This is a genomic window from Desulfopila inferna (assembly GCF_016919005.1).
GTDB classification, from domain to species: domain Bacteria; phylum Desulfobacterota; class Desulfobulbia; order Desulfobulbales; family Desulfocapsaceae; genus Desulfopila_A; species Desulfopila_A inferna.
Genome location: NZ_JAFFQE010000008.1, coordinates 241250 through 253012 on the forward strand (window position 1 = coordinate 241250; position 11763 = coordinate 253012).

At 41.9% G+C, this 11763-nt stretch carries 12 protein-coding genes and 1 pseudogene; 2 read left to right on the forward strand and 11 right to left on the reverse strand.

The window, feature by feature from the left end; translation table 11 throughout:
- Positions 1 to 91: 91 nt before the first annotated feature.
- The 10 genes and pseudogenes from JWG88_RS18560 to JWG88_RS18600 form a co-directional block, all read right to left on the reverse strand.
- The gene (locus tag JWG88_RS18560) at positions 92 to 883 is read right to left on the reverse strand and encodes an alpha/beta hydrolase (RefSeq protein ID WP_205235285.1); all 792 of its coding nucleotides are present in this window, start codon (positions 881 to 883) and stop codon (positions 92 to 94) included.
- A 536-nt stretch (positions 884 to 1419) separates the two neighbouring features.
- Positions 1420 to 1659, reverse strand: a complete 240-nt coding sequence (locus JWG88_RS18565) for a tautomerase family protein (protein ID WP_205235286.1) — start codon at positions 1657 to 1659, stop codon at positions 1420 to 1422.
- Positions 1660 to 2469: 810 nt separating this feature from the next.
- On the reverse strand, positions 2470 to 3189 hold the full coding sequence (locus JWG88_RS18570; RefSeq protein ID WP_205235287.1) for a methyltransferase family protein: 720 nt from the start codon (positions 3187 to 3189) through the stop codon (positions 2470 to 2472).
- A gap of 119 nt (positions 3190 to 3308) precedes the next feature.
- Entirely contained in the window at positions 3309 to 3746 is a 438-nt protein-coding gene (locus tag JWG88_RS18575; RefSeq protein WP_205235288.1) for a hypothetical protein, read from the reverse strand.
- 196 nt (positions 3747 to 3942) lie between these two features.
- A complete protein-coding gene (locus tag JWG88_RS18580) occupies positions 3943 to 5199 on the reverse strand; it encodes a fibronectin type III domain-containing protein (protein ID WP_205235289.1) in 1257 nt (418 codons plus the stop codon).
- Between the two features lie 105 nt (positions 5200 to 5304).
- Entirely contained in the window at positions 5305 to 6096 is a 792-nt protein-coding gene (locus JWG88_RS18585) for a transposase (protein WP_205235290.1), read from the reverse strand.
- 242 nt (positions 6097 to 6338) lie between these two features.
- Complete coding sequence (locus tag JWG88_RS18590) at positions 6339 to 6614, reverse strand: hypothetical protein (protein ID WP_205235291.1); 276 nt, start codon at positions 6612 to 6614, stop codon at positions 6339 to 6341.
- Positions 6615 to 7336: 722 nt separating this feature from the next.
- Complete coding sequence (locus tag JWG88_RS18595; RefSeq protein WP_205235292.1) at positions 7337 to 8479, reverse strand: hypothetical protein; 1143 nt, start codon at positions 8477 to 8479, stop codon at positions 7337 to 7339.
- 98 nt (positions 8480 to 8577) lie between these two features.
- Positions 8578 to 8874: pseudogene (locus tag JWG88_RS22245) on the reverse strand (transposase); the annotation flags it as partial.
- Between the two features lie 130 nt (positions 8875 to 9004).
- Entirely contained in the window at positions 9005 to 9931 is a 927-nt protein-coding gene (locus JWG88_RS18600) for a hypothetical protein (protein WP_205235293.1), read from the reverse strand.
- A gap of 485 nt (positions 9932 to 10416) precedes the next feature.
- Between JWG88_RS18600 and JWG88_RS18605 the strand changes: the two genes are divergently transcribed.
- A complete protein-coding gene (locus tag JWG88_RS18605) occupies positions 10417 to 10659 on the forward strand; it encodes a hypothetical protein (RefSeq protein WP_205235294.1) in 243 nt (80 codons plus the stop codon).
- On the opposite strand, the gene JWG88_RS18610 is transcribed toward JWG88_RS18605, so the two are convergent.
- Positions 10623 to 10862, reverse strand: coding sequence for a hypothetical protein (locus JWG88_RS18610; protein WP_205235295.1), 240 nt, complete (start codon positions 10860 to 10862; stop codon positions 10623 to 10625). The two genes, JWG88_RS18605 and JWG88_RS18610, sit on opposite strands and share 37 nt — an antisense overlap.
- A 98-nt stretch (positions 10863 to 10960) precedes the next feature.
- Between JWG88_RS18610 and JWG88_RS18615 the strand changes: the two genes are divergently transcribed.
- Entirely contained in the window at positions 10961 to 11311 is a 351-nt protein-coding gene (locus JWG88_RS18615) for a hypothetical protein (protein WP_205235296.1), read from the forward strand.
- The last annotated feature ends 452 nt before the right edge of the window (positions 11312 to 11763 follow it).

The window sequence follows — 11763 nt, forward strand, 5'->3', positions numbered from 1 at the left end:
CGCCTAGTGCGGACCCGCATGCTAGGTGTTGTGGGGGCTGGGGGAGAGATTTTCCTGGCTACCCGATTAGCCGCTTTTGCCTTCGTTACATTCATGAGCCGGATACTGATTTAGCCCAACGCATAATTGTGTCTGCAACGTCGCGCCAACCCGGTTCAACAATCATGTTGTGGGCCATGTCGGGAAAAATAGTCGCTTCTACTCCGTAGGCACGTGCAGTTGCCCGAACTTCCTCCACGGAAAATATGGCATCGTTCTCCGCGCCTAGCACTTGAACTGGTGTTTTTACTTTCGATGGATTCGGCAAATTCAGAAGAAGGACGTCGAGTAACGCGCGATACGACTCATCCTGTATCCGAGAATGGAGACTCACAAGCTGTTCATTTGAAATTTCGGGTGAAAAAAACCACTCTCGCGCATACTCCGGCTTTGCAACGAGTGGGTATGCGGTCATCAGAGCATTCATCAGCAACCAAACGAGCGGATGGCGTCGAATAACCCGAAGATTGAATCTTAATGTGCCGGAAGGTGGCACAGAAGCGAGCAGTACTGCAGCCACTGCGGAATGTGTTTCCAGATACTTTTGAACAACGAAACCTCCCAGAGAGTGCCCAACCACAATCGGCTCACGATCAAGAGAATTAGCAATTTGCTCAACATCAGAGACGTAGTCAGCAATTGACCACCAGCGAAGCTTTTCGCGACCTTCGCTCTGACCATGCCCTCGAAGGCTCAGGGCATGAACTTCCCAGCCCTTTTCTGAGAAATATTCAAGAAAAGTGTCCTGCCAGCACCACGCAGCATGCCATGCGCCGTGAACAAAGAGTATTGGAACGGCGTGTTTCTGCTCTTTCGGTGATCTTGAAATTACCTCGAGTCGCATTCTGCCTCCTTTCTTGGGTTCGACGGGCCAAATATGCCAATTAAGTGGCATCAAGGTAGGACGGCCAGCTACCCGACCGCCCCCTCGCAGATCCCTGCGTGCGGTTTTCCCGCACAAGGCTCTTCAGTATTGTTCGCTTCGTACAAAAGCATCTCAGTTCCAGTACCCTATAATCCGGGGACGCGGTATTTTGAACTGCATAAGCAATTCGGTGAATCCGTGCCAGTTGTAGCTCTTACGCTGACTACGACGGTTAAGCCATTTAAAGACTATTCGTGCTATATTTGTTCAGGAATGTAATGTCTTTTTGCTCTGGCCATAATATATTTTGTAACCTATTTTGCTCATTTTCTCATTTTGGCCCCAAAATCGATAATGCGGTTTCGTAATATCAACTAATTACAAACCATGTGATCCAGCATTCCAATATCATATCAAAAGGTTAGCGTGGCCCGACCCCGTTTCGTGTTTTTTTCGTTTTCATTGTGTGCTTTATCGTTTTATATTTGGACGTTAATCAAATTTTGTAATCCCACTCATATTTCACTAAGCGGTCCATAGCCTGGTTTCCTATATAATTGATTTTGTTTGTTCTGAATGTCAGGCTTATAAACTTTTTCATCCCATTCTTTGGGCTCAACCTCTTCAAAAGCTACTGAAACAACTTTTTCTTCACATTTTGCAATGCGAACCACTTGCTCTACAATTTTTTCTGTGAGCTCAGCTTTCTGATCTTCAGATCTGCCAGGATAAAGTTTTATTATGATGTGAGGCATTAAATCTAATTCCTGATTTTGTAGTTTTCACACAACGTTTAAATTCACCGGCGATGCGGCTTATCGCGCAGTGTCCAGTGGAATGATGGGTTAGCGAAGTAATCGGGCCGCGGCCTCAAATAGTCCCGAATAAACACCAATTCCTCATGTGTTAGACGCGTCATAGTGAAAATTGACACATAGGGTTCTTGAGAGCGCAATTTTAAATTTTTCAATATTTTTGTATTAAAAAACTTTGAATAACAAAAACACTCCAATTAACAAGTAAATACAAACGAAACAGTAGTATAAAAAAGGACTATCTTGCTTAGTATAATAATTTGGTTGTAGGCCTCTTGATCCAGCCATGATTTTACCAGATATTAAACCCCAAATAGCCATTCCTGTTATAAATATACTTATGATTTTAAGAAGCAGAGGTGACATAGTTATGCCTTTATATTTGTTTTAGAGCTAACGAGTCTATAGAAAAAGCCTCTTTTCAAAGGCGAGCTTCCAGAGCCACCTGATTTTAAAAAAAACCAGGTAATTGATTTCACCATCCACGACTTTTTAAGATTCAGCTTCCCTTTATACCACCTTCGTTCACCTGGACCTATATTCACTGCTATTGCAGGGGGCCTTCCTACACTCTCAGTCTTTACGCAACTCCTTTTCCGAAGACATGCACTTTCTTCAAGTTATGTACAATACAGAAGAGATTCAAAGCGGGGTCGGGCCACGATAATCACTCGTTCTTGCACCCTCTCTTGCGCATTCTAAAAACGAACCCTTCCTACCCGCCCCATCAAATCTCACAGATGAGCCTCTTCAGTAAATTCCCGGTATCAACCGATAGCGTACGCGCTGCGCATAATCCCGATAGCCCGGCAATTCCTTCTGTAGCGTCCGGTCTTCCAGAGCGGTTCTGATCACCGCGATGATGAGCGCCACCGCCGCCGGAATAAGTGTCCACATCGAGTTTAAGGCCAGCACGATACCCGGGAGCGCCAACAAATTTCCGGCATAGCCCGGATGCCGCACGAACCGATAAGGGCCGGTGTCACACACCACATGCCCTCGATCAACCTGAATGCGCACCACGCTGGAGAAAAAGCTGTTCTCTGCCAATGCCCACGCAGCGAAAGCGTATCCGAGCGCGATCAAAATGAAGCCGGGCACGATGAGCAACAACGGAAATGCGGGTGACCAGCCAAAGCGATGATCCAGCCCGGCCACAATGACAAGCGGGAAACTCACGCTCAGCGCCATCAACGGCGCAAGTACTTTGTCCCAGGCTTTCGCACTTTGGGCCTTCTCCATATTTTGTCGTTCGGCCATCAATCCCGGATGCCGCCGTTCCGCCCAGATGCGCCCTCCCGGGCCGGCGGCAACAATCAGCAGGGAGTAGCCCCACGCCTGCCACCACCCGAGGTCTCCTCCGCACACCAGGAGAACCAGCGGTATGAAGAGATACACTGCAACCAACCTGATCCACTGCCAAAGGGATGCTGCTTGAGCTATCTTTGGATCATCTGCATTCGATGACATTCCCCACCCTCAAATTTCATGATTTTATTGAGCGCCCAACGTCAAGTTCTGCGAGAGCCGGGCTTTTTCGCCTTCCGCAGGAACGTGTTGTTATGCTAATTTTTTTTTACTTTTTCAGTTTACTCTTTCACTTTTTTATCAATAAATGAGTAACCTACTTTTTCATCGGAATTTTTATCTATTTGGACCGAAGAAAATTCAATTTGTTCGTTTGAGGTAAACTCAAATTTATATGATTCAGGCTTGGACATTCTGCTTGGAGCGATTTCGTGAAACAGGCCATCCTGAAGCCACCAATACCCAGTTTCAACTTTTCTATTAAGGAACTTATCTGATTTGTCATAATACTTTAATACTAGCTTGTATGTACCATCAGGGTGTCTATTTTGTTCCCATTTACGCCAATATCCACCTTTTTCATTAAAGTGTTTTCCTTCCCATTGTCCAACAAATCTCAAATCGTTAGTTCCACCGACAGGGATAGTGTACTTAGCAACACAGCCCATTGCAGTTATTGAAAAACATAGAAATAATAATAGAGTTTTTAAAGCTTTCATTAATTTGCCTCTTTGATTTGTTATGAATCAGTCGGTTTATTTTTCGTTGTAAAGCATAACGTGAACATCTGCGGCTCGACCGCAGAATGTTCTGGTTGGAATTAAGCATCATGTCCTTCGAAGTCGACCGCCCAATACCTCGACTTTTGATAACAAATCCTTCCGCGGATTTTTTGGTTTAAACAACTGGTTCACATCAATTAGAATCATTCTCGCCGACTTTCTCTGATCTGTTGACAATACCTGGAAGAAAGGTACTCCAGGGAAATCGCCGAAAGCCTGCTGTGCAGTCAATATCCTGTGAAAGGGCAATAACGCCATCCTGACATCCGGCATCTCCCGACCACCCGGAGAACGTCGACCCCTCTTCCGGAATGGCAGTCAGAGTAACCTCCGTACCATCTGCGTATGTGTCAAAACATTTTTCTCCGCAATCTATTGCTCCCTGGTCGCTTGTCACTCTACCTTTGCCTGTGCCTGTTTTCTTAACAGCAAGAAGCCATGACTGCGGAAGTGTGGCGACAGGATCGCTCGGCTCACTCACCGGGCTGTTCTGGCCTGTGTTCGTACAGACTTCTTGAACCGTGAACCGATACTCTGTATCAGGGCTGAGACCTGTTGCCGTACAACTGTTCCCCGCCCTGGATGTCAGGTTGAAGCAGCCGGTTGGCACAATATTTCCAGCATCTCTGACATTCCAGGATGCAAACAGGCAGCCGTTGGCGTTGCCTGGCGTCCAGCTGACAATGAGTGATGTGGTGGTTGAGCTTGAAGCGGTCACTGACGTTGGCGCCGAGGCCGGTATCGAACTGAATATCATTATCTCGTAATCCTCAACCTCCCCATCAGAGGCTTGACCGGTAAATGACACCACACCATCTGTGGTACAACGAAAACGTCCATATGTCGTGCCTGTAACTGCACCGGCAGGTACAAAAAAGCTCAGGCGGTTTATCCCGCTGGTTAATGCTCTGCCACCGGAAAAAAGCTCTTCTCCGGGGTCATCCCAGTCACCGTCTCCAGCAAAGTCAATCCAGGCGGAGAGCATGCAGGAAGAATTCGCGAGGATGTCGATGTCCGCCGTAGAACCTGCCACAACTGCTGTAGTAAAACTCACACCATCCTCATCACCTGCAGCAGTGCAGGTTCCGTAGACCGTACTGCCCGCCGCCGTGTCATCTCCATCAGCACCCGCCGTCGGCTGGCCATCCAGGTCTGCGTCCACGCAGCTGCCAAGATAAGCTGAACCGCCCAGAATATGGTTGGCTCCATTATTTGCATAGAGAGTAGGAAAAGTAGGATCCGGTGCATCACCACTATCGATTACCGATGCCCCGGCAGGTGAGTAGCAGAAAAGTAGGTTAAAGCAGATAAAGAACCACCCCAAAATAAGTTGAAGGCAAAGCGGGGTCGGGCCACGATAATCACTTGATATACTGATGAAATTCAGCATTCAACGTTCCTTAAGTAGCTGATATTACATGGCCGCATAATGCATTTTAGGGCTAAAATCAGTGCATTCGGCTATTCCGGCCACATTATCAAAATGGAACTAAAGCTAAAGATTAACATCCCAATAATAGGTGTTTATTGACCCTGTATTGCCATTATCGCTATCTGAATTGGCAATATAGATCCTCATCTCTTCTCGAAGCTGAAACCCTCCATCTTTTTCAAGAATTTTCCGACCCTTGGCAAGTATGCCAAGTTTCTCTTTGATTGTTTCGATAAAATCTTTGCTTCCCACGGCTACACTTTCAGTCCATTGATCTTGTCTGAAGTTATTACCATTCGTCAGATATTCATTAACCAATTCTTTATGCGTTTCCCGGAATGCAGTGTAGCTTATAAACCCTGTCAACTCCGCAAGTTTTTTATAAGCAATCAGCCCATTCTTTTTACGAGGATTTTGGATTTCATTATATCCGCAGAAAGACCACTCCGAAGGGTGAGAGACCACCCCGTTGCGAACCATATTTAAATCTATATATGTTAGACATTTGAACAGATGTTCTTCTGATTCAATAGCCGTTGCGTGATACCGATCTTCCCAAAAAGCTCCCTTCCTCTTTTTTCGTAAGTTGTATTCCTGACCTGTACGACCAGCAACCAGTTTGATTGATGATGGTATTACATCTCTTCCTTTTTCATCATAAACAAGTAAATGGATATGATTTGAAGTCACAGCAAAATTTAATATGACTAATCCGTATCGTTGTTTTGCCTCAAATAGCCATTGAAGCCATCTTCGTTTATCTTTTACTAGTTTGAGCAAAAAATCTCGTTTATGGCATCGATGAGTTAGATGCCATATTTGTTCAGGAATGTAATGTCTTTTTGCTCTGGCCATAATATGCTTTGTAATCTATTTTTCTCATTTTCGCCCCAAAAACGACATTGTGGTCTTGTGATATCAACCACTTAAGCAACACAGGTGTTCCCGATACGTCATTAAATCAGCAGGTTATCGTGGCCCGACCCCGTTTGCAAAATACAAGATCAAGCCCTCCGGGTGCTCGCTTCGCTCACAACCTTGTATTTTGCCCCTTTGCTGCGCTTGACCAGAAATTGAAAGAAAAGGAAAAAAATGAATTAAACGGCTACCTCAAAATCAAATGTGCGAAAAATATTTGACACTACCTTGCCATCTCCTATTGCTAAAACTTTGTCGTGTGGGCTTTCGTGGGATGCTTTTGATAACTGTCTTTTTAATGTGTCGGTAGAGTTTCTAAGTATATCTTCAACGTTAATGTAAACCTGGAAGTCAGTACAGTATTCGCATCTGTAAAATTTCCTATTGTCGTGGTCAACAAAGTAGAACTTAGATATCCTGTCGCAGAGGGGACATTCTTCTTCAATGTATTCCATGATTCTCCTTTTTTTCAGGTTAAGCGTTGTGGTTGGGCCGGGCTTGCTATCAACCGACAACGGTGCAGCTACCGGCCCAACGTTGAGTTCAGTTGACACTGGCACAAACAGAATTTGACAAGTGTGAAGAAATATCTGTAAACAATTGACCAGACAAAAAAAGATAGCCGGGCTGTGCCAGAGGTCAACTAGAACGTCTGGTTAGCATAATTATTTGTTTTGAATAGAAAAACCGCCGGGGCCAAACATCGACCCCGGGGTAAAAATTAGGTGCAGATTTTAACTATCGCAACAACAAGATGCGCTAGGGCAACCAGTTGGGCGAATGTGATCTCCACCTTCATTGTCAGCTTGATCATTTGAGTTACCTATTATAATCAATCGACTGACAGAGCGCTCCACAGCCGACATTGTCGGTTGGGTTCGGATCGATACCAAAAAGTTAGTGCTCATATCGCAGAGCTGCGGAAAAACTAACATTTTGATCCGACCATCCGCCGGTCGCCACCGACGGCCAGGAGGAAGATAGACAAGGGAAAACCCAAGTGCCTTATCGCTGGCTTGCGTACTATCTGCCTCCATAGTTCTTTCTCACTCTATATTCCCTTGTGTGGAGTGAGTTTTTAGATGCTAACGATCAAGGTCACTTGCGCCGCCCCCAAACCTTGCCGTGTCAGCGCCGCCAGGGTTCTCGGCGTCAAGTGAACCGCCTGGTTCTGTAATTATAATTTATGATTGTCGGTCCAATCATCGATAATTCTATTCATGTATTCGTTATAGGTTTCATTAAATATATCTTTATTTCTGAACTTCCCAGTTATGAAATAATTTTTTATTTCATTTTGGGTTTCATCAAGTCTATGGTTTTTGATTTCAAGAATTACATATGCAAAATACCATTGTATGATACTGAGCATCAAAAAGGTTATATTGGTCGTAATTTCAGAACGAGTCATCCATGATATTTGATTATCTCTAGGTAGATCACCAGAGTGGGCTACACTATTTCTAATTCTATTTAGCCACTTCAATTTCTCGTTATTCTCATCACTATCTTCTTCTGGATAAAGTGAATAAAATTTTAAAAATTCTTTTAATTTATAAAGTGCCGATGGGCTGGTATCAATACGAATCCTTGCTTTGATGTCTTCTGTAATTCTATTTTCAATGTTTGAATCAAATAATAATTTCAAAAAAATTACTTTTACCTTAGATGCTAAGGACTTCAAGACACTTTCATAAGCTGAATCTCGAAGTGAATTGAGATACTTTTGGTTTTCAAATTTTGTCTTCTTGTTTTGTTTGGCCCATCCAGTGAATAGTTTATCTAATGAAGAATTACAGTATGAAGTGAGCGATAACAGGTCATTTATTGAATATGACTGGACAGTATTGAAAAACTGAGTGTCCAGGCCATAATCTGCGATCTTTTTAATATTGCTGATTGTTATTTGCCGAAACAAAAGACTGTTGATTGTCACAGGGCCATCAATATAGAACTTGTTAGAATATCGGTCCATTTCGTTCTCTAAATACACACGTCTTCCTGTCAAAAATGACAAAACTAAGGTTACATCATATATGTATCCTCTTTCTAATTCTTCCGGATACAAAAATGATTTGTCGAGTTTTTCTTCATCAATTTCTACAATAGCTGTGATAACAAATTCCCCTTCTTCAGCAGGATTGTCGATAACAACAGGAGTGAAATTGTGATCAAGGGTAAACGTGTATGAAGAATTTTTTGAAAGCTTCGATAAATTAGAACAATGTTGAGCAGTTATTATAATTTTGAAAGAATCAGTTATAATTTCTTGAGGTGTTTTGTATCTATGGTCAAAATTGAAAATGTTATAAGTTTTCATATTGGTAGGTATTTTTTTACACAGAACTCAAACATCTGCGGCTTGACCGCAGAATGTAATTGTTGGAATTCAGTATCGTGTCCCCGGATTCCTCTTCAGAATGCTCCTTTACGATTCTTCCTCCGGTTGTATTCTTGCCCTGTTCGGCTTGCCACCAATTGCAATGATCGGGGCAGGACATGCCGGTCGCCACCATCTACCGCCAGGAGATGGATGTGGTTCGAAGTGACCATGAAGTTCAGAACCTGCAAGCCATAACGTTTTCTTGACTCAAATAGCCAATACTGCCACCGCTGCCGATCTCTTCTGAACTTAAGCAGAAACTCCTGCTTGTGGCAGCGATGAGTGATATGCCAGACCTGCCCGGGAATATAATAGCGATTCGCCCTTGGCATTTTTCCTTAAATGCTCACTTTTGATGCCAAAATAGGCCTTCTAAGCAAGATTGCAGGCATATTTTCTGATCTTTTTCTTTTCATATTAATATGTTGGTTCGGTCCGACCCCGTTCCGCGAAGTCCTATGGTTAGCCCTTGTTTTTCCCTGAATTGTCAAGTGCTTTCATGATACTTTCAATCATCTTCACATGGTCATCATAAGGCAATGCGCTAGATATCCTAACAATTCCTCTGCCTCGCTCATCTTTTGTTTGCGTACTAATTCGAATTGGCGAGGTTTCAGAAAGGCCAGTAGTAGAATTAAAGGTATGTATCTGTAATTCTAGCTCTTCAAAAGACCAACTGCCGATAATATTTTTGTTAGGTTTAAAATTGTCATAAACAGAATAAGTATTTATTTTGGAGGCTATTTTTTCTTTTTCATTTACATTTTCATTAAAATATTTACATAGATTTCCACTTAAGAATTGTTTCACATCACCATTTACTTTTACTTTAGTTGATGTGCCAAAAGATACCATTTGCAATGCATTTTGAGTTTCATCGCTGTCCCACTTTTTGACTACCCCTGTTGATTCCCAAAAAGCGTTAAATGAGTCAGCAGTGATAGCCATTGCTACCTCAGTTACTCCGTTAACTTTCGCAATAATTGATTCCTTGCTGAATGCAACAAGTTCGACAGGGACAAAAGAGTCAGGGCCTGTAGGGTAACGGCCATTCTCGAATACTAGTTGAGGCGAAGATGATCTCAACAAAAACTTAAAAATCGATTCCTCTGTTAAGTTATCTGCTGAAACACCAAGGGCTGCCAGGTTATGTGGGTTATATTCAGGCATACGAAATTTCAGCATGAATTTTTCAGCTAATATTTTTTTTAATTTGACCCCATCCAGTTGAGTAAATGGCAACATCACAGGATCAATTGTATAAGTAACTTGCGTGTTGTTGATAGCTACTATAGTTGATGGCAATGGAACATTTGCTTTTTTAGCTGCCTCTTCTCTCCGACGTTCAGCCTCTTTCTCTAATGAATTTAACGTTTCTTTCTCTGACATTTATTTCCCCTCCGTTAATAAGGTATAAGATTTGATTAGTTCCTTTTGGGCGGCTAATATGACGTTATTGTCTTGTTTCGAGTCTAATACGTTAAAGCAAAGTTTTCGCGAGGATGGAGGTAACCAAAAACACGAAGATATATATCTATCCCAATTTGTTTCAGATATATTTTCTCCAGATAAACATTTAAATAGTATTAGAGAGATGAAATCCATTGCTTCCATTTGGCGTGGAAGAGTTACCTGGTGTTTAATGTTAACTTGGCTTTGCCTGGTTGTAAGATAAGATGAAAGGTAACCAATACAGCCTCCGATACAGGTTGATATAGAGGCTGCTATAATAGCAGCATTACCTTGATCCATTTTTGTTCCCTCCAATTATTTTGGGCTAACGTCCCGCATAACTTGCGGGCCAGGCAAGTCCGCTTAAAACCGCAAGCGTCCTTCCCGTCAAGTTAATGCGGTTGTTATGTGAGGTTTTAGTTATGTTTAATTCTAATGAACATCCTATACAAGGATTTGTAGGAAAAACAATAGATAAAATAGTAGATGATGGTGGTAACTTTGCTGTCAAATTTACTGATGGTACCTGCGGAACAATACATATGAATTTTCCTGCTGATACACTAGAAGAAAATGAAGTTTATAAGACTGCTTTTAATTCCGGCAAATTGTATGTAGTAGCAGGTCTTTATCCCAATGGTTTTGTTCCAAATGTATTAAAGTGATAAGCATCTATGTTTATTTTATTATCTGTTATTACTTGTTCTTTGGAGGATTTACTGGAATTTGAGTTTCCTGTTTGATTGTTTTTGTTACATGTCCAACGGCCATAATAATTATTGTTTTCGTCTATAAATAGTTCAATTCTATATGTTATACCATCTTTTGTATGTGTAGTTGTATCTATTGGATTTGAATAATCAGACATATAGTTCTCCTGTAGTTTTGATTTACACATAACGACCAGTTAACCGGCCCGCGTTTTTGCGGGTCCGGTTGAACTACTGGTTAATTTAAGGAGTAATTATGAGTAAATTTTTTAACACCATGTTTTTTAGAAAAAACATACCGACTATTGAAGGAACGAATTCTAAAGAAGGGCACCTACATATAATGGTAGCTCCAATAACTGCTGATGAAGATAAAATACGTATAAATCTCATCACTAAAGATTCTAAAGGAAATTCTTGTGGTTCTGTATGTACATTAATATCAAGTGATGTAGCAAAAATGTTGGCTTATCAGTTAATTCAGACATTTGACGTTCCACTGACAGGAGAAGAGCTTGAGCAGGCAGAAAAAATGTCAGAAGAATATCACAGTCAGTTTTCAACTGTTGAGGATTACAAGAGCTACACTCCTCTAGATATTATCTAAAGGTTCTTTACATTCAGGACATAAAGGTACGTGTATAGTTTTATCGTCTTCTTTATTGCTTACTCCTCCAGAGCAGGAAAAGCAAAAACGTCAATGTTGTTCCGTCATTTAGGTATTCCTACTTGGCTAAAATTAACAAGTTATTCTCTGGTTTCCTTAAAGCTCCGGACCAGAGAAAATTATTGACAACGTAAAATTAGCAATTTACCCTATTTTCTGCTTTATATCACACAATATTTACTGGATATCAAGTTAACAGGATAACATTCATGCTGCAAATCTCTGCTCAGCTTTCCTCTCAATTCACCACCTATATCAGCCATCAAGGAGTTCCTGTCGGGCAACACCGGTATTACTTGAAGTGGTTGAGATATTTTCTTGATTTTTGTCATAAATATCAATTCCAACAAGAAACGGATGAGAGCTTGTCTGCTTTTTTAAAAAAGCTCGAC

Bases quoted from the DNA above. Each gene is read 5' to 3' on its own strand.
- JWG88_RS18560 (WP_205235285.1), bottom strand. From the start codon at position 883: ATGCGACTCGAGGTAATTTCAAGATCACCGAAAGAGCAGAAACACGCC.
- JWG88_RS18565 (WP_205235286.1), bottom strand. From the start codon at position 1,659: ATGCCTCACATCATAATAAAACTTTATCCTGGCAGATCTGAAGATCAG.
- JWG88_RS18570 (WP_205235287.1), bottom strand. From the start codon at position 3,189: ATGTCATCGAATGCAGATGATCCAAAGATAGCTCAAGCAGCATCCCTT.
- JWG88_RS18575 (WP_205235288.1), bottom strand. From the start codon at position 3,746: ATGAAAGCTTTAAAAACTCTATTATTATTTCTATGTTTTTCAATAACT.
- JWG88_RS18580 (WP_205235289.1), bottom strand. From the start codon at position 5,199: ATGCTGAATTTCATCAGTATATCAAGTGATTATCGTGGCCCGACCCCG.
- JWG88_RS18585 (WP_205235290.1), bottom strand. From the start codon at position 6,096: ATGGCCAGAGCAAAAAGACATTACATTCCTGAACAAATATGGCATCTA.
- JWG88_RS18590 (WP_205235291.1), bottom strand. From the start codon at position 6,614: ATGGAATACATTGAAGAAGAATGTCCCCTCTGCGACAGGATATCTAAG.
- JWG88_RS18595 (WP_205235292.1), bottom strand. From the start codon at position 8,479: ATGAAAACTTATAACATTTTCAATTTTGACCATAGATACAAAACACCT.
- JWG88_RS18600 (WP_205235293.1), bottom strand. From the start codon at position 9,931: ATGTCAGAGAAAGAAACGTTAAATTCATTAGAGAAAGAGGCTGAACGT.
- JWG88_RS18605 (WP_205235294.1), top strand. From the start codon at position 10,417: ATGTTTAATTCTAATGAACATCCTATACAAGGATTTGTAGGAAAAACA.
- JWG88_RS18610 (WP_205235295.1), bottom strand. From the start codon at position 10,862: ATGTCTGATTATTCAAATCCAATAGATACAACTACACATACAAAAGAT.
- JWG88_RS18615 (WP_205235296.1), top strand. From the start codon at position 10,961: ATGAGTAAATTTTTTAACACCATGTTTTTTAGAAAAAACATACCGACT.